Source organism: Sediminibacillus albus (assembly GCF_900101125.1).
Classification (GTDB): domain Bacteria; phylum Bacillota; class Bacilli; order Bacillales; family Amphibacillaceae; genus Sediminibacillus; species Sediminibacillus albus.
This window is the reverse complement of the sequence record NZ_FNFL01000006.1, coordinates 61,306-86,722: the sequence shown is the minus strand read 5'-3', so window position 1 is coordinate 86,722 and position 25,417 is coordinate 61,306. Positions and strand designations below refer to the sequence as shown.

The following is a 25,417-nucleotide window of genomic DNA, read 5'->3' as shown; positions in this document are numbered from 1 at the left end:
TTAATGCATATAAAAACGAAATTGAAAAAGATTGATGAAACCAAGAGGAGGTTCCTATAAATGAAGGAGCGATTGCAAGAATTAAAAGAAGAAGCATTAGCCAAAGCGGAACAGGCCGAAACTCTTTCTGAACTGCAAGAGATTCGGGTTGCTTATCTAGGGAAAAAAGGACCGATTACCGAGGTGCTGCGTGGGATGGGTAAGCTATCCAAAGAAGAGCGGCCGGTCATCGGCGAATTGGCAAATAGAGTTAGAGAATCAATTGCTGATGTGCTTGATACGAAAAAAGAAACATTAGAAGCAAAGCAGCTTGAAGCAAAACTCGAAAAGGAAACAATTGATGTGACTTTGCCAGGACGGCCAGTAAATGTAGGAGGCCCGCACCTGTTAACTTCTATTGTAGAAGAGATAGAGGATTTATTTATTGGAATGGGCTTTGAAGTAAGGGAAGGCCCGGAGGTTGAAACAGATTATTTTAACTTCGAAGCGTTGAATCTTCCGAAAGGACATCCAGCGCGAGATATGCAGGATTCCTTTTATATAACCGAAGAGTTATTGATGCGGACCCATACTTCTCCTGTTCAGGCTCGTACAATGGGAAAGTATGATGGTAAAAAGCCAGTTAAAATGATATGCCCGGGGAAAGTGTACCGGAGAGATACAGATGACGCCACCCATTCCCATCAATTTACGCAAGTAGAAGGGTTGTATGTCGATAAGAACGTACAAATGAGTGATTTGAAAGGGGTATTGAACCGTTTCGCTAAGCAAATGTTCGGTGAAGAGAGGGAAATCCGTCTGCGTCCAAGCTTTTTCCCATTTACTGAACCATCTGTAGAGATGGATATATCCTGTAAAGTATGCAATGGAGAAGGTTGTTCTGTCTGTAAAGGAACAGGCTGGATTGAAATTCTCGGAGGCGGTATGGTCCATCCGCGGGTATTGGAAATGGCCGGGTACGATCCGAAAGAATACACTGGCTTCGCATTCGGAATGGGACCAGAAAGAATTGCTATGTTAAAGTACGGGGTGGACGATATCCGTCACTTTTATACAAACGATATAAGATTCTTAAAGCAATACCATAAAGCGTAAACAGGAGGGAAAGTTATGTTTGTATCACTAAACTGGTTGAAAAATTATGTAGACATCAATCATTTACCGCCAGACGAACTAGCTGAAAAAATAACTAAATCTGGTATAGAAGTCGAAGGTATAGAATATATCGCAGATGATAGCAGCAATGTTGTTGTAGGCTATGTGAAACAATGTGAGAAACATCCAAATGCTGATAAGTTGAACTTATGTCAAGTGGATGTTGGTGAAGAAGATTTGCAAATCATTTGTGGGGCCCCCAACATAAAACAAGGCCAAAAAGTTGCTGTAGCAAAGCCGGGAGCCGTACTGCCGGGAAACTTTAAAATTAAGAAAGCAAAATTACGTGGAGTCGAATCACGAGGAATGATTTGTTCCTTACAAGAATTAGGGATTGAAGAGAAGTTTGTGCCCAAAGAGTTTGCTGACGGGATTTTTGTTTTTCCTGAGAATGCTGAAATAGGGGCAGATGCCTCGCAATTACTTAATTTGGATGACGCTGTTTTGGAACTTGGGTTAACTCCTAATCGTTCGGATGCACTTAGTATGCTAGGTGTGGCTTATGAGACCGCAGCTATATTGGACCAACCATTACAGCTTCCTGATGAGTCGGTTGAATTCACTGCAGAACTTACGGAAGATTACATTGATGTTCGAGTCGAGGCTCCTGATTTAAATCCTTATTATGGTGCTTTTGTCATCAAGGATATTGAAGTGAAACCTTCGCCGCTATGGATTCGAAATTATTTAATTGCTGCTGGAATCCGGCCGATAAACAATGTCGTCGATATTACCAACTATGTACTACTTGAGTATGGACAGCCGCTTCACGCATTTGACTATGACCAATTTGGATCTAAAGAAATTGTTGTCCGACGTGCTTACGACAATGAGTCAATAGTAACCCTTGACGGACAGGAAAGAGAACTGTCTGCTGAACATCTAGTAATTACCAATGGCCAGCAGCCGACTGCGTTGGCAGGTGTTATGGGCGGAGCAGATGCAGAAGTCTCCGAGTCAACAACGACTGTATTGTTAGAAGCTGCTTACTTTTCACCAGTTGCAGTTAGAAAAAGTTCAAGGGATCATGGGTTGAGAAGCGAATCAAGTACAAGATATGAAAAAGGCATAGATCCCGATCGTGTGAAAAGAGCTGGAATCCGCGCTTGTCAGTTGTTAAGCGAATATGCTGGCGGAAAAGTGTTAACCGGCCCTGTTGCATTTGATCAACTAGACCGCTCAGAAGCAAAGGTGGAAATCACCACTAGCAATATAAATGATAGACTCGGTACAGCTATAACCGATCAGGAGATAGCCGGGATATTAAGAAGGTTAAATTTCCATTTCGAAGAAAAAAATAGTGGATTTGTAGTTTCGATTCCTACTCGCCGCGGCGATATAACTATTTTTGAAGATATGGTCGAAGAAGTGGCCAGAATCTATGGCTATGATAACCTTCCATATACACTGCCGCAAGGAGCGTCACAAGCTGGCGGCCTTACAGACAGGCAGACTTTAAAACGAGAAGTGAAACATTATATGGAGGGAGCTGGATTGATGGAAGCTATCACTTATTCATTGACCAGTAAGGAACGGGCTGAAATGCTGACCAGCCCGGAAATAAGTGAAAAGGCTGCTGGTTCAATCCGCTTGTCGATGCCAATGAGTGAAGAGCACAGTAATCTTCGTTTAAGTATCCTCCCAGAACTTTTGGCATCCTTATCCTATAACTTAGCCAGAAAACAACCGAACTTGGCTTATTATGAAATGGGAACTGTTTTTGTTTCCACTGTAGGGGAAAATGTCACTAAACAGCCTCAAGAAGTCCTGAGATTAGCAGCAGCAGTTACAGGTGATTGGCTGGCATATCCGTGGCAGCAGGAAAAGAAACAGGTTGATTTTTTCGTTGTGAAAGGTATAGCTGAAGGATTATTCGATAAGTTAGGCGTACATGTAGAATATAAACAAGCAAAACTCGATGGGATGCATCCTGGGAGAACAGCACAATTATTGTCAAATGGGACTTCAATCGGATTTATTGGACAGATTCATCCAACGGTGCAGAATGACTTTGATTTAAAGGACACTTATGTATTTGACATCGATTTGGAGAAGCTGCTGGAGACGATCCATGTGGAACCTAGTTTTAGTAAGATACCTAGATATCCCTCTATATCCAGAGATATTGCTTTAATGGTCGAAGAAGGTCTGCATGCAGGCGATATTAAGAAAACGATAGAAGCAGCTGGGGGGCCGCTAGTAAAGGATGTACAGGTTTTTGACGTCTACCAAGGGGAACACCTGCCGGCCGGAAGAAAATCAATTGCATTTAACTTGCTCTATCTTGATCCGGAAAAAACATTAAAGGATGAAGAAGTAGAGTCTTCTTACCAAGAGATTTTGTCAGCAGTAAAAGAGGCTCACGGTGCAGAGTTGAGAGGGTAAAACAGGGAACAATATAAAAAAATATTTCATGACAATAAGAGGACCAAATCAGTTGCGATTTGGTCCTCTTTTATTTCGGCCTAAGAGAAGGCCTGTGAAAAGGATAAACAAGGGATATGTTCCTATATAAGAGCCTCTGCTTTCTTTGTATTGGCAAAATGGGTTTTGGCGCATTCGTTTAACGCTTGTTTTCCATGTTTTCCGATAATCGTTGCAGCAGCCTTGTCGACTTTTTGGGAGGCTCCCTTAGGCAGCTCCGTGCCTAGTTTTTCTGAAAGCTTCTCCATTTCTTTTACAAAACTCGCTCTGGCGATAATCGAGCCAGCTGCGACTGCGATTGAATGGCTTTCTGCTTTTGTCATGAAATATACATTGGACTGCAGTTGTTCTTTTTCAGTTGCCAGATGCTTAATATAGACGTTTGGCTCAGAAAATTGGTCGATCAGGATGCCATCCGGTTGTATGGGCGAAATTTTTTGCGAAAGCTTGGTAATGGCATGGTGATGAAGCATGGTTTTCATTTTTCCCTGCGACCAACCTTTACTTTGTAGTTGATTATATTTTTCATTATGTAATACAACTAAGGAGTATGGTATTTTCTGCTTGACTAATTCCTGGGCGATAGAGCGGATTTTTTCATCGGTTAAATGCTTGGAATCCTTGACACCCAAGTCCTTTAGCAGAGGGATTTGATCAGCTGTTATAAAAGCAGCGGCTACGGTAACAGGACCAAAATAGTCACCTGTCCCAGCTTCATCCGATCCAATGTGAGAGCTTATAAATAAACTTTCTGGCGGAATGTACTGATGCTTACTTGTTGAGCTTTTTTTTATTTTCGACGCGGCTGTCTGTTCAGCGGTCCCCCACTTATCTGCTTCATCATTGGGCGTTCTTCCTTGAAACAATACTTTTCCCGATTTATAGGCAGTGATTGAGCAACTAGGTGTTTTAGCAGCGAATACTGATCCGGAAGGTGCTGTTTTTAAATATTTCTGGTAATATGTCTTCATTTTATCCATATCCTGGCTGGTGAGTTTCAGTACAACTTGTGGCAAAACAATCTCCCCAATTCTAATAGAGTATCCCCAGTATAGCAGACTTTCAGCATAATAAAATAATGACATACACAATAGTTTCCTAAATGACAAACTTCGTGTTAATATTAACTTTAGGATTTTATCGCAAAGATGACCTCAGCTTTGGTACTGTGGAGATCAGTGAAATCCCTTGAGGGCAGCAGAACTTCGGTGCTTTTCATCGTTTTATTATGATGTGAAGCAGATATAATATTGGCATTATCGACCTGCAAAACTAATGAATGACAGAATACCGGTTAATGATAAGGACTTATCTGAATCCGGGTTACAATAAGGAAAGTTGAGTTTTTACGACAAGGGGGGAAAAGCGTGTCCCAATCAGACAAAACACGTACTACTGTCGAAATACATAATCGTTCATATACCATTATTGGTGAAGAGCCTGCCCACCATGTAAGAATGGTCGCCAGTCTCGTTGACCAAAAAATGAGAGATATCCATGAATCGAATAAAAGTCTGGATACTACCAGGCTGGCAGTATTGACAGCGGTGAATACGATGAATGATTATTTAAAACTAAAAGAAGAATATACTGAACTGCTCGGTTCAATTAAACAAAAAAAGGAACAAGATAAAAATGATTGATTTAATTTTAATTATAGTACTGATTTTAGGCTTTTTTACAGGCCTGAAACGCGGGTTCATCCTGCAATTATTCCATCTGCTCGGTTTTATTGCAGCATTTATTGTGGCCGCTGCTTATTATGATGATTTAGCTTCAAAGCTGCAGTTATGGATACCATATCCTGATATGCCTGATGATGCTTCATGGGCTTTATTTCTAGAGTCTCTACCATTGGAGACAGCATTTTACAATGCGATAGCATTTGCAATTATCTTTTTTGCTGTACGGATTGCCTTGCAAATCATTGCATCCATGCTCGATTTTGTTGCAGATTTGCCTATTTTGAGTTCTATCAATGGTTTACTTGGCGCCATTCTTGGATTTATAGAAGTTTACTTACTTGTATTTATTCTATTGTATATTGGTGCTTTACTTCCACTAGAGTTTGTGCAAACTATACTGGAACGATCAGTTATAGCGTCATTTATTATTGACCATACCCCGTTTATATCAGCTCAGATCAAAGAACTATGGTTTGAACATGTTTCAGGGTTGTTTGATAAGTGACTGAATGATAAATGGCAGGCCGGCTTGCTTCTGCTAATACTCCCGGCGTAAGAGGCTATTCCATAAGGCAGGTTGTTCTACCACTACATTTGTTGGCTGATAAAGCCCAAAAGCTTGATTGTTGTAGTTTGGCCTGAACCTGTTCCGGGATAGTCTCTTTTTATACTTTTACACAAAGCAGCCAGGCAATTTCAAATAATAACAGTTTATAGGATGGTGATAACGATGGAAGTTAATAAAAAAGATGTTATCAAGTTATTAGAGAATATAGCTGTATATCTGGAGCTGAAAGGGGAGAATCCTTTTAAAATATCCGCCTATCGAAAAGCAGCGCAGGCTTTAGAAACGGATGACAGGTCTCTAAGTGAAATGAATGATTTTACCAAGATAAATGGGATTGGAAAAGGAACTTCAACTGTTATCGAAGAATTTATCCAAAATGGAGAGTCAGATACGCTTAAGCAGTTAGAGGAAGAAGTGCCAGAGGGCCTGGTTCCTCTGCTGAATTTGCCTGGACTGGGCGGGAAAAAATTGGCAAAACTCTACCAGGAGCTTGGTGTAGTTGACGCAGCGACATTAAAAGAAGCTTGTGAAAAGGGAAAAGTAGAAGAACTGAGCGGATTTGGCAAAAAGTCTGCAGAGAAAATCCTGACAGCCTTAGAAGAAGCCTCTAACCGTCCAGAACGTCTTCCCCTAGCTTTTATGCTTCCAATTGCTGAAAAAATTGAAAGCTATTTAAAAGAAATTACCGAAATAAAACGTTTCTCTCGGGCAGGAAGTATGAGGAGAATGAGCGAAACAGTAAGAGATCTGGACTTTATTATTGCTTCTGAAGATCCAGATAAAGTAAGAGACGAACTATTGGCATTGGATAATATTAAAGAGAAAGTCGCCACTGGTGAAACAAAGGTATCGGTTGTTTTGGAAGAAGGTTATGATGTAAATGTCGACTTCAGAATCGTTACCTCCGAGGAGTTTGCGACGACTTTGCATCACTTTACAGGATCAAAGGACCACAATGTCGCTTTGCGGCAATTGGCTAAATCACAAGGCGACAAAATAAATGAATATGGTATTGAAAATAATGAAACAGGAAAAATCACCACTTTTAAAACGGAAGAGGCATTTTTTAATCACTTCGGTTTGCAATATATTCCCCCTGAGGTAAGAGAAAACCATGGAGAGCTCGAGTCCTTCCGTTCATCAGTTCCGTTGATTCAATCATCTGATATCCGCGGGGATTTGCACATGCATACGACTTGGAGTGACGGTGGACAGTCAATGGAAGAGATGGTGATTAAAGCGTGGGATAGAGGATACGAGTATATCGCCATTACCGATCATTCCAAGTATTTAAAAGTAGCCAATGGCTTAAATGAAGAAAGGTTAACAAAGCAAGCGGAAGAGATTGCCAGATTGAATCAGAAATACCCTGATTTTCACATATTCTCCGGGGTAGAGATGGATATCCTGCCAGATGGAACGCTGGATTTTGATGACGAATTTTTGAAAAAGATGGATTATGTTATCGGGGCTATCCATTCTAGTTTTACGCAATCAAGTGAAAAAATAATGGAGCGGCTGTTTGCCGCTCTGGAAAATCCATACGTCCATGTTATTGCGCATCCAACCGGAAGGCTGATTGGGCGCAGGAAAGGCTATGCTGTCGATGTGGAAAAGCTGATCGAAAAAGCAAGGGAAACAGATACAGTACTCGAATTAAATGCTAATCCAAACAGATTGGACTTATCATGGGAGTGGATCCAAAAAGCACAAGAGCAGGGGGTACCTATTGCTATCAATACAGATGCCCATAATTATCATTCATTGGAATTCATGGATATCGGGGTAGGGACCGCTCGAAAAGGCTGGCTTTCACCTGAATCGGTTATCAATACGTGGACGAAAGACGACTTGGTTAAGCGGTTCAACCGTAATAAATAAGTTGAGGAAAGCAGAAATGAAATGAGCTATTTTTAGAAAAAGGGGTTTATACTCATGAACGACCGCATATATCATGTGCTAGAATACAGGAAGATTATTGATATGTTAAAGGATCAGGCTGCTTCCGCATTAGGAAAAGAAAAAACTTTGGCTCTCAAACCTTCCTCGAGCCTCGAACAGGTGAATAAGCTGCAGGAAGAGACAGATGAAGCAGCTCAAGTTTTAAGGTTGAAGGGGCATATTCCTCTTGGTGGAATATTTGACATAAAGCCCAGTATAAAACGAACAGTTATTGGCGGAATATTAAATCCTATGGAGTGCTTGGATATAGCCAGTACCATCTATGGCGGAAAACAGCTGAAATCCTTCATCGCTGATATGGAAGAGCCGGAGCTTCCGATATTAAGGGAGTTAACAGAACAAATCATGCCCTTAAACGATTTAGAGCGGCAAATAAAGAGCTGTATCGATGACCATGGCCATGTAATGGATGGGGCATCGGATAAGCTGCGGACCATCCGCTCAAAAATCAGAACAAATGAAAGCCGGATAAGAGATCGATTGGAAAATTTTACGAGAACTAAAACTAAAATGTTATCAGATGCGATTGTGACCATCCGGAATGATCGTTATGTTCTGCCAGTAAAACAGGAGTACCGTGGCGCTATCGGCGGCATTGTCCATGATCAGTCTTCGTCAGGAGCAACATTATTTATAGAGCCACAGGCAGTAGTTGATTTGAATAACCAGCTTTCCGAAGCCAGGGCTCAAGAGAAAAATGAAATAGAAAGAATCCTACGGGACCTTTCAGAACGGATTGCCGAAGACGAGGCGTTTTTATATAAGAATGTAGAAGTTTTGGCAGAGGTTGATTTTATGTTTGCCAGAGCAAAACTTGGCAAGCTGATGCGAGCTTCCATGCCTAAGATGAATGATCAAGGCTATATCCATATGAAGCAAGCAAGACACCCTCTGATCACCGAAGACGAAGTTGTTCCAAATGACGTAGAGATCGGAAAGGAGTATACTTCAATAGTCATTACAGGACCGAACACTGGGGGTAAAACCGTTACCCTTAAAATGGTCGGTCTCTGCACGTTGATGGCGCAATCAGGACTTCAGATACCGGCTTTAGACGGCTGCGAGCTTGCTGTATTCTCAAACGTTTTTGCAGACATCGGTGACGAGCAGTCGATTGAACAAAGCCTGAGCACTTTTTCTTCACATATGACCAATATAGTCGACATTTTAAAAAATATAGATGACAAGACATTGGTTTTATTTGATGAATTAGGAGCGGGGACAGACCCGCAGGAAGGTGCTGCACTGGCAATGGCTATTCTGGATGAAGTTGTGGGAAGGGGTGCAAGAATTATAGCGACCACCCATTATCCTGAACTCAAGGCATACGGGTATAACCGCAAAGGCGTGATAAACGCTTCTGTTGAGTTTGATATCCAGACTTTGAAACCAACTTACCGATTATTAATCGGCGTTCCAGGCCGAAGCAATGCATTTGAAATATCAAGAAGACTGGGCTTGGAAGAGGATATAATCAACACTGCCAAAAGCCACATAGGTACTGACTCAAAGAGCGTCGAGAATATGATAGCTTCTCTTGAAGAGTCCAGGCGAGGTGCAGAAAGGGATTATGAGGAAGCAGACCGTACATTAGCAGAAGCAGAACAATTGAAAATGGATTTAGAACGGCAGTGGCAGGAATTAGATAATAAGCGAGAAGAATTGTACAAAAAGGCTGAGCAAAAAGCAGAAAAGGCTGTTCAAAAGGCAAGAGAAGAAGCAGAAGCAATTGTGTCGGAATTACGATCAATGAAAAACCAATCTGGATTAAAGGAACACGAATGGATTGAGGCTAGGAAGATGCTGGATGAAGCTCAGCCGGATCTTTCTAAAAAACAGCAGGCAGGTACCCCTAAAGCGAAGGATACAAAACAACAGCTGGAAGCGGGGGATGAAGTCAAATTATTAACCTTGAATCAGAAGGGCACCATTCTGGAGAAAGTGAATGATAAGGAATTTCTCGTCCAGGCTGGGATAATGAAGATAAAAGCCAAGCAAAAAGACTTACAGTTTATTAAAAGAGAACAACCGCTGGTAGAAAAACCGATGGCAACCGTCAAGGGTTCAAGCTACCATGTAAAGACAGAGCTGGATTTGCGCGGGGAGCGTTATGAAAATGCATTACAACAGTTAGAAAAATATGTGGATGATGCTTTGCTTGCAGGCTACCCGCGCGTTTCCATCATTCATGGAAAAGGAACGGGGGCATTGCGGAATGGTGTTCAGGATTTTGCTAAAAAGCATTCACGAATTACCAATTACCGGTCCGGCGGCATGAATGAAGGCGGCAGCGGTGTAACCGTACTGGAGTTTTAAAAAGACGTAACTGCGAGAAGAAACAGAGTTTTTCCAAGGGCTGCGGACATGTATCCCCTTGGAAAACTTACATTAATGGAGAATAAAAAGGATGAGGATATTTTATGACTGGCTTTTGGGAAAATACACTCGTTGAAACTGCTGCTAGATATAGTGTGTCGATACTTTGCTTGATATTATTCCTGGCAATATTCGAAATTGTGACCTCCTATAAAAATTGGGAGGAGATTAGAAATGGAAATCTTTCTGTGGCAATGGCAACCGGCGGTAAAATTTTTGGGATTGCCAATATTTTCAGGTATTCGATAGAACATAATGATACGTTATTACAAAGTATTGGCTGGGGAATATTTGGATTTTTTCTTTTACTGATCGGTTATTTTGTATTTGAATTCTTGACACCCACTTACCGGATTGATGATGAAATTGCCAGCGATAACAGGGCGGTTGGATTTATATCGATGGTGATTTCAGTGGGATTATCGTTTGTTATCGGAGCCAGCATTGGCTGAATTACAGGAGGAAAAGCATGGAAACTTTAGCTAAAATAATGGCTGTAGTGGCTGTTTTATTTGTCATAGTCGGAATAATATATTTGATGATGGCATCCTAAAGGAACCTAATGGTCCGGCATAATTATTATTTGCCGGTTTTTAGGATTAATCTTCCAATATTAAAGACTTTTTTTGGGTAAATAGTCTTAAAGGGAAAGCGTTGGAAAAATAAAAATATTTAAAAAACAACTCGATAAAGTTATAATAGAGATAATAATAAAAAAAGGAGGTAGTTAGATGAATCAAGGAAGTGAGAAACTCTGGCATGCTCAATATCCAGAAGATATTCCAATAACGATCGACTATGACAAGAAACCTCTGCATGATTATTTGAAAGAAAGAGCATCGAAACACCCAAAAATGAAAGCGCTTTATTTTGTGGGGAAAGAGTTGACGTTTGAAGAGGTTTATACCCAGTCGAAAAAAATAGCCGCATATCTGCAATCCCTCGGAGTGGAAAAAGGAGATCGGGTAGCGATTATGCTTCCTAATACTCCGCAGGCAGTGATTAGCTATTATGGAGTATTATTAGCCGGGGGGATAGTGGTACAAACCAATCCCTTATACCAGGAAAGGGAATTAGAGTATCAGGTACAGGATTCAGGGGCAAAAGTGATTATCTGTCTGGACATCTTACTTCCGAAGGTTTCTAATGTCAAAGAAACAACCGGTCTTGAGCATGTGATTGTTACACAAATCAAGGAGTATTTACCATTCCCAAAAAATCTTATCTATCCTTATGTGCAAAAAAAGCAATACAACTTAGTAGTGAAGCTGGAGGAGTCTTCAGATACTCACTTGTGGAACAAAATCCTGCAGAAGAATAATGTACAGATAAAAGAATATGATATTGATCCACAGGAAGATCTGGCTCTTCTTCAATATACAGGGGGAACGACCGGTTATCCGAAAGGAGTTATGCTGACTCATTATAACCTTGTGGCAAACGGGTTGATGTCTATCGCATGGCTCGGAAAGAGAGAAGAACAAGATATTGTGTTAGGAGTGCTTCCGTTTTTCCACGTATATGGAATGACGACAGTAATGAATTACTCGATTATGACCGGAGCTAAAATGATACTGCTGCCTAAGTTCGAACCGGAAGATGTATTGAAGACCATCGAAAAACAACGCCCCACTGTATTTCCAGGTGCTCCGACCATTTATATCGCACTATTAAACCACCCGAAAGTGAAGCAATTTGACTTATCTTCTGTCAATGCTTGTGTAAGTGGATCTGCTCCATTACCTTCCGAGGTTCAGGAACAATTTGAAAAAATTACGAATGGTAACTTGGTAGAAGGCTACGGATTGACCGAATCTTCTCCAGTAACTCACTCTAACTTTTTAAAATTGCGTCGAGTCAATGGAAGTGTCGGGGTACCGTGGCCTGATACCGACGCCCGCATCATGGATATGGAAACAATGGAGGAAGTCGAGCCTGGAGAAATTGGGGAAATCGCTGTTAAAGGCCCGCAAGTTATGAAGGGTTATTGGAATAGAGAAGAAGAAACAAATAATGTGTTAAAGGATGGTTGGCTTTTTACCGGAGATATCGGATATATGGATGAGAAAGGCTACTTCTATGTAGTTGACCGCAAAAAAGATATGATTATTGCCGGTGGGTACAATATTTATCCCCGGGAAGTAGAAGAGGTATTATATGAATTTGAGGGGATTCAGGAAGTAGTAATTGCTGGAATACCAGACCCTTACAGAGGAGAAACCGTCAAAGCTTATGTTGTGGCTAAACAAGGTTGGGATTTGAACGAAGAAGAACTGGATGTTTTTTGCAGAAAACGGCTTGCTGCTTACAAAGTGCCAAGAATATATGAATTTATGGATGAGCTGCCAAAGACTGCAGTTGGAAAAATACTTCGCCGTAAACTCGTGGAAGAAGATAAAAAGAAAATGGAAACAGCCGCTTCCGAATCTGTTTAATTACAGGGAAGCGAGGAATGACTTGGCGAAAAGCCAAGTTACTCTAAAAAAAGACAAGCACCAACTAGTTGACAGAAAAACTGCCTGGTTGTAAAATATGGATGAATGATTATTCATTCATTAATGAGTCAGGTAGGAGAATGAAAAATGAAAAATACCAAACCTAAGTTCAAACAAATAATTGATGCAGCAGTAGAGGTGATTGCTGAAAACGGATATCATTCCTCCCAGGTATCCAAGATAGCAAAAAAAGCAGGGGTAGCCGACGGAACGATTTATTTATATTTTAAAAATAAAGAAGATATTTTAGTCTCCTTATTCCAGGATAAGATGGGGCAATTTATAGCGAGAATCGAAACGGAAATTGCTGAAAAGAATAATGCAGAGGATAAGCTCCTAGAGTTAATCAGGCTGCATTTCAGCCAGCTAGGAGCAAATGTCCCTTTGGCAATAGTAACACAATTAGAACTCCGTCAATCAAACCAGGAGCTCCGTCACAAAATAAATGAAGTCCTAAAAAGATATCTTAAGGTAATAGACAGTATCATTGATGAGGGAATACAGGAAGGAGTTTTTCATTCCGAGTTAAATACAAGGCTTGTCAGGCAGATGATATTTGGGACTTTGGATGAAACCGTGACAAACTGGGTAATGAAGGAACAAAAATACAATCTGGCTGATCAGGCAGCAGAAGTACACCAGCTGCTTATAAACGGGTTGTCTAAACAATAGGAATACGGGAATTTATATAGAGCTGTAAGGAGGAGAAAAGAAATGAAGCATATCTTATCTGAAAAAGCAGGATCGGTCACAGAGCTGACGATTAGCAGCCCGCCGGCAAATGCTTTATCGAGAGCTATTTTAGAGGAGTTGTCAGAAATCCTGGACAACTTGGAAAATGATCCCGCTGTTAAAGTGATTGTGTTGAAGGGGGAAGGGCGCTTTTTCTCTGCTGGAGCGGACATTAAAGAATTCACATCCTTGCAGGAAGAAGCAGATTACACCTCGTTAGCAAAATATGGCCAGCAGTTATTCGACCGGATGGAGGCTTTCCCTGTTCCGATCATCGCAGTGATCCACGGAGCTGCCCTCGGGGGTGGGTTGGAGCTAGCGATGGCATGCCATATCCGGTTAGTCAGTGATGAAGCTAAACTCGGACTGCCTGAATTGACGATCGGAATCATTCCTGGATTTGCCGGTACGCAACGTCTCCCTGGTTATGTGGGAAGAGCCAAAGCATATGAAATGATTTTAACCGGAGAGCCGATTAGCGGGAAAGATGCAGCAAAGCTGGGACTTGCTAATCAAAGCTATCCTGAAGCTGATCTGTTTCAACAGGCGGAGAGGCTGGCAGGAAAAATAGCCGAAAAAAGCGGGCCAACCGTTCACCGTGTCATGCAGCTTCTGCCATATGCGAAAAGCAGTCAATTTAAGGAAGGTATCGACGCTGAAGCGAAGGCATTCGGGGAAATATTCGGCAATAATGATGCCAGCGAAGGAATTACTGCTTTCATAGAAAAAAGAAAACCAAGTTTTCAAGATAAGTAGAAAGGAAGGATATAGATGAATATTTATGTTTTATTAAAGCGGACCTTTGATACAGAAGAAAAGATAAATGTTAGCCAAGGGAGCATCGATGAGGAAGGGGCAGAATTTATAATCAACCCCTATGACGAATATGCTGTTGAGGAAGCGATAAACCAGCGTGATCAGCATGGCGGCGAGGTGACAGTGGTAACTGTTGGAGAAGAGGAATCGGAAAAACAGCTGCGGACGGCTTTGGCTATGGGTGCTGATAAGGCAGTTTTAATTAACACAGAAGATGACTTGGAAAAAGGAGATCAATTTACTACCGTAAAAATATTGGAAGCATTCTTCGAAGATAAAGAAGCTGATTTAATCTTAGCTGGAAATGTAGCGATAGATGAAGCTAGCGGCCAAGTAGGACCGAGGTTGGCAGAAAGGCTGGATATAGCTTATGTTACTACCATCACAAAAATGGATATCGAGGGAGAAACTGTCCATATTGAACGCGATGTAGAAGGGGATGTCGAAAAGGTTGATACAACTCTCCCGCTACTAGTAACCTGTCAGCAAGGGCTTAATGAGCCTCGTTATCCTTCGTTGCCGGGAATCATGAAGGCGAAGAAGAAGCCGCTGGAAGAATTGGAAATTGACGATTTAGACCTGGAAGAAGAAGACGTAGAGCCAAAAACGAAAACAATCGAAATATTTCTTCCGCCTGAAAAGGAATCCGGCAAGGTTTTAGAAGGAGATGTTAATGATCAAGTGAAAGAACTTGTCACATTGCTCAAAAATGAAGCGAAAGTTATATAACTACAGGCAGGGAAAGGAGTAAAAAAATGAGCAGAAAAGTATTAGTAATTGGAGAAGCCCGTGATGGGGTATTAAGAAATGTTACTTTTGAAGCAATTGCTGCTGCTAAACAAGTGGGTTCAGGCGGTGAAGTGGTCGCTGTCATTTGTGGGGAAGGTGATCTCAACAGTTTAGCGGAAGAAATGATATTCTATGGAGCAGATAAAGTAAAGGTCGTTCAGCACAGTAAATTGAAAACGTATACATCGGAAGGGTATTCGCAGGCTGTAACCGAGATTATTGAGCAAGAATCTCCTGAAGCTATTATTATGGGACATACAGCAATTGGGAAGGATTTGACTCCTAAACTTGCCGGAAGAATGGAAAGCGGATTAATCTCGGATGCAACAAATATAGAAATAAGCGGTGAGAATGTAGTGTTCACAAGGCCGATTTATTCTGGAAAAGCATTTGAGAAGAAAATCGTTACTGATGGCGTACTGTTTGCGACAATCCGACCAAACAATATCCCTCCTCTAGAAAAGGATTCATCACGCACCGGTGAAATTTCAACAGTTGATATCGAAATTGACGATCTGCGCACGGTTATCACCGATGTAATCAAGAAAGCAGCTGATGGAGTTGATTTATCAGAAGCCAAAGTAATAATTGCCGGCGGTCGCGGGGTGAAAAGCAAAGAAGGATTTGAACCTCTGGAGGAGCTGGCAGAGGTGTTGGGCGGTGCAGTAGGGGCTTCCCGGGGAGCTTGCGATGCCGACTATTGTGATTACTCTTTGCAAATAGGACAGACGGGAAAAGTTGTGACACCTGATTTATATATTGCCTGCGGAATCTCCGGAGCTATTCAACATTTAGCCGGGATGTCCAACTCAAAAGTAATTGTCGCTATTAACAAAGACCCCGAGGCAAATATTTTTAATGTCGCCGATTATGGGATTGTAGGTGATTTATTTGAAGTGATTCCACAATTAATAGAGGAAATTAAACAACTCAAAGTGAATGCATAAACTAAAGTGTAACCGAAGAACTAAACTTCTTCGGTTACACTTTTCTTTCGTGATCAAATAATGTATGGAACTTTTTTAGCAGGAAATGATATTTTTAAGCAAACTATTGGCAAGAAATTAATTAATGATGCTATACTCAAATCGAAATGAATATTTATCCTGTTTTAAATGTCTGTTATACTAGTTAAAAACGACAACTGTTATTCAGGTAGGATTGATGTGTTCATCAACCAATGGAAATGGTTAATCATAAGGAGGAATTATAATGGCAATTGTCACTGCATCTGACCAAAACTTTAATAAAGAAACAAGCGAAGGCGTAGTCTTGGCTGACTTTTGGGCACCATGGTGTGGACCTTGTAAAATGATCGCACCTGTATTGGAAGAAATCGACGATGAGATGAGTGAAAAGGTAAAAATCGTCAAGCTTGATGTCGACGAAAATCAGGAGACTGCTGGCAAATTCGGTGTAATGAGTATCCCGACGCTTCTTCTTTTCAAAGATGGAGAAGTGGTGGATCAAGTAATTGGCTTCCAGCCAAAAGAAGCATTAGTTGAATTGATTAACAAGCACTCCTAATTAGAAAATACCTATTGTTAAAATTCAAATGGTTGAAACTGTCCCTTGTTGCCTTGGCTGTAACAAGGGATTGTTGCGTTTGAGGCAAAGCAGGCTGTATTATTTATAGTTATCATGCATTTGGGGGAAGGTAATTAATGAATGAACGAATAAAAGAAAAGTTGGCAGTTCTTCCCGCACAACCAGGATGTTATTTAATGAAAGACAAGCATGGCACGGTTATCTACGTGGGAAAATCGAAAGCTTTAAAGAATCGCGTGCGGTCCTATTTCACCGGAGCAAACGATCAGAAAACCCAAAGACTAGTACAGGAAATTACTGAATTTGAGTACATTGTTACATCCTCCGAAATAGAAGCCTTGATTCTTGAAATGAACTTAATTAAAAAATATGACCCTAAGTACAATGTTCTATTGAAAGATGATAAGACTTATCCTTATATAAAAATAACTGCTGAGGAGCATCCTCGCTTAATTGTTACCAGGAAAGTGAACAGGGATAAGGCCAAATACTTCGGTCCCTACCCAAACGTTATAGCGGCAAGGGAAACAAAAAAATTATTGGACAGACTATACCCATTAAGAAAGTGCAACAAGATGCCAGACAGGGTTTGTTTATATTATCATATGAACCAGTGTCTCGGTCCATGTGTATATCCAGTTAGCCAGGAAACGAATAAACAAATTGTCCAAAGCATCAGTTCTTTTTTGAGCGGCGGTCATAAAGAAATCAAAAATGAATTGAAGGAAAAAATGTATAAAGCATCAGAAGAGCTTGACTTCGAAAGAGCGAAGGAACTCCGTGATCAAATTCAACATATTGATTCAGTAATGGAACAACAGAAAATGACTTTGAAGGACCAGATAGACAGGGATATCTTTGGGTACTCCTATGATAAAGGCTGGATGTGTGTGCAAGTGTTTTTTGTCCGGCAAGGCAAGTTAATTGAACGCGATGTCTCGATATTTCCGTTCTTTGATGAGCCGGCAGACACATTTCTCAGCTTTATCGGAAGGTTCTATCTCCATCAAAATCATCCAAAACCGAAACAAGTATTGGTACCTGCTCCAACAGATAATGATTTGCTGAAGGAATTGCTGGAAGTCGACGTAACGGTGCCCTATCGCGGAAGAAAAAGAGAATTAGTAGAACTGGCGGAAAAAAACGCAGAAATTGCCCTGGAAGAAAAATTCTCCATTATTGAAAAAGACGAAGAAAGAACGATAAAAGCAGTTGAAGATTTAGGAGACAAACTTCATATTGAAACACCGCATCGGATAGAGGCTTTTGATAACTCCAATATTCAGGGCACGGACCCGGTATCAGCTATGATCGTGTTTATTGATGGCAAGCCTGACAAGAAACAATACCGGAAATATAAAGTAAAAGGAGTAGAAGGACCTGATGACTATGACACTATGAGGGAAGTCGTCAGAAGAAGATATACGCGTGTACTAAAAGAAGGGCTGCCTTTGCCCGATTTAATAGTCATTGATGGCGGTAAGGGACAAATGAAGGCTGCTTCAGATGTGCTGGAAGATGAACTTGGGCTTGATATTCCTTTATGCGGGCTCGCTAAAGATGATAAACACCGTACGAGTGAACTGCTGTACGGGTCCCCTCCAATAGTAGTTAACCTGGATAGGAACTCGAAAGAATTTTATCTTATTCAGCGAATACAGGATGAGGTCCATCGATTTGCCATCACATTTCACCGTCAGCTGCGTGGTAAAAGTGCATTTAAATCAGAGCTTGATAACATTCCTGGCGTTGGAGAAAAAAGAAGAAGATTATTGCTAAGACATTTTAAGTCTATTACTGAAATTAAAAACGCAGAATTAGACGATTTAATCAAGTTAGGAATCCCAACGGGAACCGGTGAAGCTATTTTAGCCCATTTAAATTCAAATAAAACCAACCAGGAAGATTAAGAACAATTTTTATAAAACTGGCTGGCTCAGAGTTAGAACTATCTCTAAGCCAGCCAGTTTGTTATATATTTTCGGTCCACCCTTGGCCAGGAGGGTGGACCTTTTATTTTGGACATGGCTGTCCAGACTATTTCGGCGCTGAACATAGGCTCTTACGCTTTTGATCTTATTTTGTATATACGACGCTAAATTGTACGGTGTTGGTTTTTTGTTTGATTTCTTCGATGCCTTCACATGCTGTTCCTTTTATTTGCTGGATCGACTCGGCTAGAAATCCTGCTTCCAGGCGGTATTCGATGCTGTCAAGATTTGTTTCGTGGCGGTGCTTAATTTGGTCGCCGGTTAACTCCCAAATCATTTCCCTTCTTTTTTCTTTCACTAAATGCAAATCTCCCCAGCCGAATTTAGAAAAGCAGTTGATGACTTCCTCAATCGTGCCAGCTTTTAAATTTCGTGCCAGGTTTTTCCCCATGATATATAGAATGGGAGAGGCCTCTTTGCCTAATAAGTCCGGCAGGCAGACATAGCGCAGAATATCATAACCTGCTCCGGATGTATGTAAACGATCGATAGTTGTTAAATCTATCGGTTGTCTGTTTTTCCCCATGAAATTCATTCCTTTCCTACCAAACTATTATTACCCGATTTTACATTTAGTGCAACCCGGAAATTTCAAATAACGAGAGATAGAAAACTTTACCCGCTAATCGATTTTGCGAATCGTCTTCTTGACGCTTAACCATGATAGAAGTACAATAAGTGTGTCACAAAAATGTGCATTTTTCGAGCAATTTAATGTGCTGGTTTTACTTTTTATAAAGAAATAAAGCGCTTTATTGTTTGCGGATGCACGGTATCATATATGATGATTTTTTGGTGAGGGGGGTACACATGGCGGAGAATCGCGACTTTTTTTATCGTAGGTTACATTCACTCTTAGGGGTAATCCCGATTGGCATTTTCCTGATCCAGCATTTGCTGGTGAATCATTTTGCTGTATATGGGAGAGAAAGCTTTGAACAAGCGGCAGGTTTTATTCATGGATTGCCGTTCCGAATCGTACTGGAATTCGTAGTTATTTATATTCCGATTTTGTTCCATGCGATACTTGGAGTTTATATTGTATTTACTGTTAAATACAATAACAAACGTTATAGTTTTTTTCGCAATTTAATGTTTACATTCCAAAGGATTTCCGGAATTATTACGTTAATTTTCATTACTTGGCATGTATGGGAAACCAGGATAGCCATCGGTTTGGGTTCAGCAGAGCTTAATTACAGCCTGATGGAAAACATTTTGACCCAGCCGTTTATGTTCTGGTTCTATATTGTAGGTGTTGTATCTACAACTTTCCATTTTGCCAACGGGCTATGGAGTTTCCTTGTTACTTGGGGATTTACGATTACACCACGCTCTCAAAGAGTAGCTACATATGCAACTTTAATCGTTTTCCTTGTAGTAACTTATATAGGAATCAGAGCCATTATAGCATTTGCGTACGGGGCTTAAATTGAAACAGAAAATAGTATTTAGTGATATAGGGAGTGAGCAAAAATATGAGTAATCGCAATGTTGTTGTCATCGGGGGCGGTCTTGCCGGACTGATGGCAACTATTAAGGCAGCAGAAACAGGCGTTCATGTTGATCTGTTATCCATCGTGCCAGTAAAACGTTCTCACTCTGTTTGTGCTCAAGGTGGTATTAACGGTGCAGTTAATACAAAAGGAGAAGGCGACTCTCCGTGGGAACACTTTGACGATACAGTTTATGGTGGAGATTTTCTTGCCAATCAACCACCAGTAAAAGCAATGTGCGATGCTGCACCTAGCATTATCCACATGCTGGATCGCATGGGTGTTATGTTTAACAGAACTCCAGAAGGTCTTTTGGATTTCAGGCGTTTTGGTGGTACCCAGCATCACCGTACGGCATATGCTGGCGCTACGACCGGACAGCAATTGCTGTACGCATTAGATGAACAAGTAAGACGGTTTGAAGTAGAAGGACTTGTAACCAAGTATGAAGGCTGGGAATTTTTATCGGCGATTATTGACGATGAAGGTACTGGACGCGGTATAACTGCACAGCATATTCAAACTCATGAAATCAAAGCCTTTAAAGCAGACGCAGTAATATTGGCTACAGGCGGTCCTGGAATAATTTTTGGCAAGTCAACAAACTCGGTTATTAACACAGGATCTGCTGCAGGTGCGCTTTACCAGCAGGGGGCAATTTACGCCAATGGGGAGTTCATCCAAATTCACCCGACCGCCATTCCAGGTGATGACAAACTACGTTTGATGAGTGAGTCTGCTCGGGGAGAAGGCGGAAGAGTTTGGACATATAAAGACGGCGAGCCGTGGTACTTCCTGGAAGAGAAATATCCAGCATATGGAAACCTTGTTCCGCGGGACATAGCTACCAGAGAAATTTTTGATGTTTGTGTAAACCAAAAACTTGGTATTAACGGCGAAAATATGGTCTATCTGGACCTTTCTCATAAAGATCCGAAAGAACTTGACGTTAAACTCGGCGGTATTATTGAAATTTATGAAAAATTTGTCGGCGAAGATCCGCGTAAGGTTCCGATGAAAATATTCCCAGCTGTCCACTACTCAATGGGTGGATTATGGGTAGATTATGACCAGATGACGAACATTCCAGGTATCTTTGCTGCAGGCGAATGCGATTATTCCCAGCATGGCGGTAACCGCTTAGGAGCCAATTCTTTATTATCTTCCATTTATGGAGGAATGGTTGCCGGACCAAGTGCCATAAAATATATCGATGGTCTTGAAAAGACGGCAGACGATCTTCCTTCCACTCTTTTCGATGAAAAACTGAAGGAAGAGCAGGACCAATTTGAGCAGTTAATGAGCATGGATGGCGACGATAATGCCTACCAGATTCATAAAGAATTAGGCGAGTGGATGACAGATAATGTGACAGTTGTTCGTGATAACGAGAAGTTGTTGAAAACCGATGAGAAAATTAAAGAATTAATGGAACGCTGGGACAATATTAATATTAACGATACCTCCCGTTGGAGCAACCAAGGGGTTATGTTTACCCGGCAGTTAAAAAATATGCTTCACTTAGCACGAGTTATTACAATCGGCGCTTACAATCGGAATGAAAGCCGGGGAGCACATTACAAGCCTGAATTCCCCGAACGTAATGATGAAGATTGGTTGAAAACGACAAAGGCCTCATTTGATCCAAATGAAAATGGACCAGTATTTACTTATGATGACGTTGATGTTTCATTAATTAAACCTAGAAAACGCGATTATAGTAAGAAAAAGTAAAGGGGGTAAGTTATTATGGCTGAAAATACAATAACTATGATTATTACTCGTCAGGACAGTCCAGAATCTTCTCCCTATGAGGAAACGTTTAAAATACCTTATCGAGAGAACATGAATGTTATATCTGCATTAATGGAGATTCGCAGAAATCCTGTCAATGCCAATGGGGAAAACACGACTCCTGTATATTGGGAGATGAACTGTTTAGAAGAAGTTTGTGGTGCATGCTCTATGATTATTAATGGGCAGGCCCGACAGTCTTGTGCTACACTTGTTGATAAGCTGGAACAACCAATTCGCTTGGAACCGATGTCTACCTTCCCTGTTATGAGGGACTTATCCGTAGATAGAAGCCGGATGTTTGACTCACTTAAGAAGGTAAAAGCTTGGATTCCAATTGATGGTACACATGATCTCGGCCCTGGGCCGCGCATGCCGGAAAAAAAGCGCCAGTGGGCGTACGAGCTCTCTAAATGTATGACTTGCGGAGTATGCTTGGAGGCTTGTCCGAATGTAAACAGCAACTCAGACTTCATCGGCCCTGCAGCTCTTTCACAAGTTCGCTTATTCAATGCGCACCCCACTGGAGAAATGAATAAAGGGGAACGACTGGAAGCACTTATGGAAGATGGCGGTATTCATGGATGCGGTAATTCACAAAATTGCGTGCAAGTATGTCCGAAAGGGATTCCTTTAACGACTTCGATTGCTGCAATGAATAGAGATACCAACATCCAGGCATTTAAGAATTTCTTCGGCAGTGACCATGTTTATTGATTTTAAAATACTAAACTACTAATGAGAGAGCCTTTACCTGTATGCCTGGTAAAGGCTTCTTTTACACCTTAGAACAGCCTGGAACCCAAAGGAAGCAGGATCTGACCAGGAAATTAGCAAAAGGAGGAAACGATGAAATGAAAGCGGTTAACTATATCGAGGATTTTACGCAATGGAAAAAAGGGTTTGAGTTCTATATTCCCATTAATATAAGGTTCTCTGAAACAGACATGTTTGGACATGTGAACAACATTTCTCCATTTATCTACTTTGAAGAGGCGCGGATTGCATTCTTGAAAAACCTCGGTTTATTTAATGCGTTGGCAGACGAGTCGCAGCAAATACCCATTGTTGCTGATTTACAATGTGATTACCATAGACAAATTTATTTTAATGACAATTTAAAGCTTTATGTTAAAGTAAATCACACTGGTAAAACATCTATCGATATTCACTATCTGGGAATGAATCAAAGGGGAGAAGTCTGCATTACTGGGAGAGGGAGGATGGTACAAGTAGATGTCCAGTCAGGAACCCCAGTCCCTTTTACTGAGAAAGAAAAAATGAAATTAAAGGTGTAAGCGGTATGATTTTCGTTTTAATTTCGGTTAATTTACACGAAACGGATTCACGGGTTGACTTTCTTTTTCATAAAATACATTGACTAAATAAACACCCTTCACCATGTGGCTTTAAAGACAGCAAGGAGGGGTTAACATTTGAATGATAGTGACTACAAGCCGAAGCAATTATTAACCAAGCGCGAGAAAGAAGTATTTGAACTTCTAGTACAGGACAAAACAACAAAAGAAATTGCCCAGGAACTGTTTATATCTCAAAAGACTGTTCGGAATCACATATCAAATGCTATGCAAAAGTTAGGTGTCAAGGGGCGTTCACAAGCAGTCGTAGAGCTCCTTCGTATGGGGGAACTAAAGCTCTAGTAAGAAACCGGCTTTCTTTATGAAGGTCGGTTTTTTAATTTGTATGAAGTAATTTTTATCTGTGCAATCGTTTCAGAGTTCTCTTAGGCATATTTTGTGAGTTGTCTGCTTTACTGATTTAAAATAGTAAAGTCGGGTATGTAATTATCTATAAGGATGTAAGACTTTTACCTTATTCATAATGATTGTGCTCTGCGGCCATCGGTGGCTTTTCATTGGTTGTTTGATTGTCATTTTCTATGAGGGAGTATGCAGTCAAAGTGGAATGCGAGGTGTGCATATTCTGCGCTGATTCAGGGTTCTGCGAGTCTGCTAGCAGCATCCAAGCTGCACCGTTTGGCCATCGCCAGCCGGCCCCATTTAAAAAAGTGGAGAAAATCACCAATGACAAAAAGAGATTGAAACATTACAATACTAAGCAAATTGTGCTTGCGTTTACAGTAGTTAATCATTATATAATAAGTATAAGGTCAAAAGGGGGCTATATATTGCAAAAAACTTCCCAACAAGCAACGATAGCTGAAGTAGAAAAAAATTTAAGGTACATTTCCGGTATCATTAAGCAAAAGGGTAGAGAAATATTAACCCACTATCCCATTACGGCACCTCAATTTGTGGCTTTACAATGGCTGAACGAAGAAGGTGACCTGACGATTGGTGAGTTATCTAATAAAATAAATTTAGCTTTTAGTACAACGACTGACTTAGTAGACAGAATGGAGAAAAACGAGTTAGTTGAGAGAATAAAGGATACAAGTGACAGACGCGTAGTCAGAATCCATTTACTGGAGAAAGGCAAGAGCATCATCCAGGAAGTTATCATCAAGCGGCAGGAATACTTAGGAGAAGTTTTGGAAAGTGTCTCTAATGAAGAGGTTGGTACACTGGAACGGATACTTGACCTGCTCCATCAACAAATGAAAAAAGTCAGCGGAAAATAAAGAAAAGGAGCGAGCACGGTGGATCAACCAATAGGAGTCATTGATTCGGGTGTCGGCGGATTGACTGTAGCAAGAGAACTAATGCGTCAGCTTCCCCGGGAAGAACTCGTATATCTAGGAGATACGCTGCGGTGTCCATATGGACCGCGTACAGAAGAGGAAGTTATCCAATTCACTTGGGAAATGGTGGATTTTTTAATGAACAAAAAAATAAAAATGCTGGTTGTAGCTTGTAATACTGCTACAGCTTTTGCTTTGGAACAATTACAAAGAGAACTTCCAATTCCCGTAATCGGTGTTATTCAGCCCGGAGCCAGGGCTGCAATTAAATCAACACAAAACCTTCATATAGGTGTTATAGGAACGGAAGGGACTATTAAGAGCGAAGCATACCCTCTTGCTTTGAAAAATATAAACGCTAATATCCACATCAATGCTTTGGCATGCCCAAGGTTCGTGCCAATGGTCGAGCAAGGCGTGTTATCAGGAGAAGAAGCTTACAAAGTAGTTTCGGAAACTCTTGTACCCTTAAAGAAAAAGAACCATATAGATACGCTCATTTTAGGGTGTACTCACTATCCCTTACTCCGTGATACTGTTCAAAAGGTAATCGGTGAACACGTAACGATTATTTCTTCTGGGGAAGAAACAGCTCGTGAGGTAAGTGCCATAATGGGCTATCAGGAAAAATTATTTAAAGGAAATAGGGAGCCGCAGCATAAATTTTATACTACGGGAGAGCCAACTGTCTTTGAAACTATAAGCCAAGCATGGCTTGAACAGCCAGTTTCAGAAATAAAAAACGTGAAATTAGCCGAATGACAGGTAACCGATTCTCATAAGAGGATCGGTTATTTTACAGTTGAACAATAATTTGAAACAGAGGATATGATTGTTTTATTGTAAATCTTACCGAAGGACAGCAACAAAATTTTACAATGCTTGGTCTAAATTCGATGGAAGCTCGTATATATAATAGTACAA

General features: G+C 40.9%; 23 protein-coding genes. 21 read left to right on the top strand and 2 right to left on the bottom strand.

Features of this window, described 5'->3' with window-relative positions; genetic code table 11:
- Positions 1-60: 60 nt before the first annotated feature.
- Positions 61-1,095, top strand: coding sequence for a phenylalanine--tRNA ligase subunit alpha (pheS, locus tag BLR93_RS14515; protein WP_093216067.1), 1,035 nt, complete (start codon positions 61-63; stop codon positions 1,093-1,095).
- 15 nt (positions 1,096-1,110) lie between these two features.
- Positions 1,111-3,540: a phenylalanine--tRNA ligase subunit beta gene (gene pheT, locus BLR93_RS14510; protein WP_093216064.1), complete on the top strand. Its 2,430-nt coding sequence runs from the start codon at positions 1,111-1,113 to the stop codon at positions 3,538-3,540.
- 122 nt (positions 3,541-3,662) lie between these two features.
- Here pheT and rnhC read toward each other — a convergent pair whose 3' ends face one another.
- The gene (gene rnhC, locus BLR93_RS14505; protein ID WP_093216340.1) at positions 3,663-4,595 is read right to left on the bottom strand and encodes a ribonuclease HIII; all 933 of its coding nucleotides are present in this window, start codon (positions 4,593-4,595) and stop codon (positions 3,663-3,665) included.
- A gap of 351 nt (positions 4,596-4,946) precedes the next feature.
- Between rnhC and zapA the strand changes: the two genes are divergently transcribed.
- The 12 genes from zapA to uvrC all read left to right on the top strand — a co-directional run bounded on the left by zapA (position 4,947) and on the right by uvrC (position 18,460).
- Positions 4,947-5,222 (top strand): cell division protein ZapA, encoded by a 276-nt coding sequence (zapA, locus tag BLR93_RS14500; protein ID WP_093216062.1) that lies wholly within the window; start codon positions 4,947-4,949, stop codon positions 5,220-5,222.
- Positions 5,215-5,769, top strand: a complete 555-nt coding sequence (locus BLR93_RS14495) for a CvpA family protein (RefSeq protein ID WP_093216059.1) — start codon at positions 5,215-5,217, stop codon at positions 5,767-5,769. Before zapA ends, BLR93_RS14495 begins: the two co-directional genes overlap by 8 nt.
- A gap of 225 nt (positions 5,770-5,994) precedes the next feature.
- A complete protein-coding gene (polX, locus tag BLR93_RS14490; RefSeq protein WP_093216057.1) occupies positions 5,995-7,713 on the top strand; it encodes a DNA polymerase/3'-5' exonuclease PolX in 1,719 nt (572 codons plus the stop codon).
- Between the two features lie 54 nt (positions 7,714-7,767).
- On the top strand, positions 7,768-10,110 hold the full coding sequence (locus BLR93_RS14485) for an endonuclease MutS2 (protein ID WP_093216054.1): 2,343 nt from the start codon (positions 7,768-7,770) through the stop codon (positions 10,108-10,110).
- 104 nt (positions 10,111-10,214) lie between these two features.
- Entirely contained in the window at positions 10,215-10,622 is a 408-nt protein-coding gene (locus BLR93_RS14480) for a DUF350 domain-containing protein (RefSeq protein ID WP_093216052.1), read from the top strand.
- A gap of 279 nt (positions 10,623-10,901) precedes the next feature.
- Positions 10,902-12,605, top strand: a complete 1,704-nt coding sequence (locus tag BLR93_RS14475) for a long-chain-fatty-acid--CoA ligase (protein ID WP_093216049.1) — start codon at positions 10,902-10,904, stop codon at positions 12,603-12,605.
- 147 nt (positions 12,606-12,752) lie between these two features.
- Positions 12,753-13,337, top strand: a complete 585-nt coding sequence (locus BLR93_RS14470; protein WP_093216047.1) for a fatty acid metabolism transcriptional regulator FadR — start codon at positions 12,753-12,755, stop codon at positions 13,335-13,337.
- Positions 13,338-13,379: 42 nt separating this feature from the next.
- Positions 13,380-14,153 (top strand): enoyl-CoA hydratase, encoded by a 774-nt coding sequence (locus BLR93_RS14465; protein ID WP_093216044.1) that lies wholly within the window; start codon positions 13,380-13,382, stop codon positions 14,151-14,153.
- A gap of 15 nt (positions 14,154-14,168) precedes the next feature.
- Positions 14,169-14,942: an electron transfer flavoprotein subunit beta/FixA family protein gene (locus BLR93_RS14460; RefSeq protein WP_093216042.1), complete on the top strand. Its 774-nt coding sequence runs from the start codon at positions 14,169-14,171 to the stop codon at positions 14,940-14,942.
- Between the two features lie 26 nt (positions 14,943-14,968).
- A complete protein-coding gene (locus BLR93_RS14455; RefSeq protein WP_093216039.1) occupies positions 14,969-15,949 on the top strand; it encodes an electron transfer flavoprotein subunit alpha/FixB family protein in 981 nt (326 codons plus the stop codon).
- A gap of 265 nt (positions 15,950-16,214) precedes the next feature.
- Positions 16,215-16,529, top strand: coding sequence for a thioredoxin (trxA, locus tag BLR93_RS14450; RefSeq protein WP_093216037.1), 315 nt, complete (start codon positions 16,215-16,217; stop codon positions 16,527-16,529).
- A 137-nt stretch (positions 16,530-16,666) separates the two neighbouring features.
- On the top strand, positions 16,667-18,460 hold the full coding sequence (uvrC, locus tag BLR93_RS14445) for an excinuclease ABC subunit UvrC (protein WP_093216035.1): 1,794 nt from the start codon (positions 16,667-16,669) through the stop codon (positions 18,458-18,460).
- 166 nt (positions 18,461-18,626) lie between these two features.
- Here uvrC and BLR93_RS14440 read toward each other — a convergent pair whose 3' ends face one another.
- Positions 18,627-19,067 carry a YslB family protein gene (locus BLR93_RS14440; RefSeq protein ID WP_093216032.1) on the bottom strand — a complete coding sequence of 147 codons (441 nt, stop codon included), beginning with the start codon at positions 19,065-19,067 and terminating at the stop codon, positions 18,627-18,629.
- A gap of 284 nt (positions 19,068-19,351) precedes the next feature.
- On the opposite strand from BLR93_RS14440, the gene BLR93_RS14435 reads away from it, so the two are divergent.
- From BLR93_RS14435 to racE, 7 genes are all read left to right on the top strand, one after another.
- The gene (locus tag BLR93_RS14435; protein WP_093216030.1) at positions 19,352-19,972 is read left to right on the top strand and encodes a succinate dehydrogenase cytochrome b558 subunit; all 621 of its coding nucleotides are present in this window, start codon (positions 19,352-19,354) and stop codon (positions 19,970-19,972) included.
- Positions 19,973-20,019: 47 nt separating this feature from the next.
- Positions 20,020-21,771 carry a succinate dehydrogenase flavoprotein subunit gene (sdhA, locus tag BLR93_RS14430; RefSeq protein WP_093216027.1) on the top strand — a complete coding sequence of 584 codons (1,752 nt, stop codon included), beginning with the start codon at positions 20,020-20,022 and terminating at the stop codon, positions 21,769-21,771.
- 15 nt (positions 21,772-21,786) lie between these two features.
- On the top strand, positions 21,787-22,548 hold the full coding sequence (gene sdhB / locus BLR93_RS14425; RefSeq protein ID WP_093216024.1) for a succinate dehydrogenase iron-sulfur subunit: 762 nt from the start codon (positions 21,787-21,789) through the stop codon (positions 22,546-22,548).
- 137 nt (positions 22,549-22,685) lie between these two features.
- Entirely contained in the window at positions 22,686-23,129 is a 444-nt protein-coding gene (locus BLR93_RS14420; RefSeq protein WP_093216337.1) for an acyl-CoA thioesterase, read from the top strand.
- 138 nt (positions 23,130-23,267) lie between these two features.
- Positions 23,268-23,492, top strand: coding sequence for a helix-turn-helix domain-containing protein (locus BLR93_RS14415; protein WP_026569771.1), 225 nt, complete (start codon positions 23,268-23,270; stop codon positions 23,490-23,492).
- 488 nt (positions 23,493-23,980) lie between these two features.
- Entirely contained in the window at positions 23,981-24,433 is a 453-nt protein-coding gene (locus tag BLR93_RS18320) for a MarR family winged helix-turn-helix transcriptional regulator (protein ID WP_245690167.1), read from the top strand.
- Between the two features lie 18 nt (positions 24,434-24,451).
- Positions 24,452-25,255 carry a glutamate racemase gene (gene racE / locus BLR93_RS14405; protein WP_093216019.1) on the top strand — a complete coding sequence of 268 codons (804 nt, stop codon included), beginning with the start codon at positions 24,452-24,454 and terminating at the stop codon, positions 25,253-25,255.
- Positions 25,256-25,417: the final 162 nt, after the last annotated feature.

Coding starts and splice junctions, on each gene's coding strand:
- pheS (WP_093216067.1), top strand. CDS start 61: ATGAAGGAGCGATTGCAAGAATTAAAAGAAGAAGCATTAGCCAAAGCG.
- pheT (WP_093216064.1), top strand. CDS start 1,111: ATGTTTGTATCACTAAACTGGTTGAAAAATTATGTAGACATCAATCAT.
- BLR93_RS14495 (WP_093216059.1), top strand. CDS start 5,215: ATGATTGATTTAATTTTAATTATAGTACTGATTTTAGGCTTTTTTACA.
- polX (WP_093216057.1), top strand. CDS start 5,995: ATGGAAGTTAATAAAAAAGATGTTATCAAGTTATTAGAGAATATAGCT.
- BLR93_RS14485 (WP_093216054.1), top strand. CDS start 7,768: ATGAACGACCGCATATATCATGTGCTAGAATACAGGAAGATTATTGAT.
- BLR93_RS14480 (WP_093216052.1), top strand. CDS start 10,215: ATGACTGGCTTTTGGGAAAATACACTCGTTGAAACTGCTGCTAGATAT.
- BLR93_RS14475 (WP_093216049.1), top strand. CDS start 10,902: ATGAATCAAGGAAGTGAGAAACTCTGGCATGCTCAATATCCAGAAGAT.
- BLR93_RS14470 (WP_093216047.1), top strand. CDS start 12,753: ATGAAAAATACCAAACCTAAGTTCAAACAAATAATTGATGCAGCAGTA.
- BLR93_RS14465 (WP_093216044.1), top strand. CDS start 13,380: ATGAAGCATATCTTATCTGAAAAAGCAGGATCGGTCACAGAGCTGACG.
- BLR93_RS14460 (WP_093216042.1), top strand. CDS start 14,169: ATGAATATTTATGTTTTATTAAAGCGGACCTTTGATACAGAAGAAAAG.
- BLR93_RS14455 (WP_093216039.1), top strand. CDS start 14,969: ATGAGCAGAAAAGTATTAGTAATTGGAGAAGCCCGTGATGGGGTATTA.
- trxA (WP_093216037.1), top strand. CDS start 16,215: ATGGCAATTGTCACTGCATCTGACCAAAACTTTAATAAAGAAACAAGC.
- uvrC (WP_093216035.1), top strand. CDS start 16,667: ATGAATGAACGAATAAAAGAAAAGTTGGCAGTTCTTCCCGCACAACCA.
- BLR93_RS14440 (WP_093216032.1), bottom strand. CDS start 19,067: ATGGGGAAAAACAGACAACCGATAGATTTAACAACTATCGATCGTTTA.
- BLR93_RS14435 (WP_093216030.1), top strand. CDS start 19,352: ATGGCGGAGAATCGCGACTTTTTTTATCGTAGGTTACATTCACTCTTA.
- sdhA (WP_093216027.1), top strand. CDS start 20,020: ATGAGTAATCGCAATGTTGTTGTCATCGGGGGCGGTCTTGCCGGACTG.
- sdhB (WP_093216024.1), top strand. CDS start 21,787: ATGGCTGAAAATACAATAACTATGATTATTACTCGTCAGGACAGTCCA.
- BLR93_RS14420 (WP_093216337.1), top strand. CDS start 22,686: ATGAAAGCGGTTAACTATATCGAGGATTTTACGCAATGGAAAAAAGGG.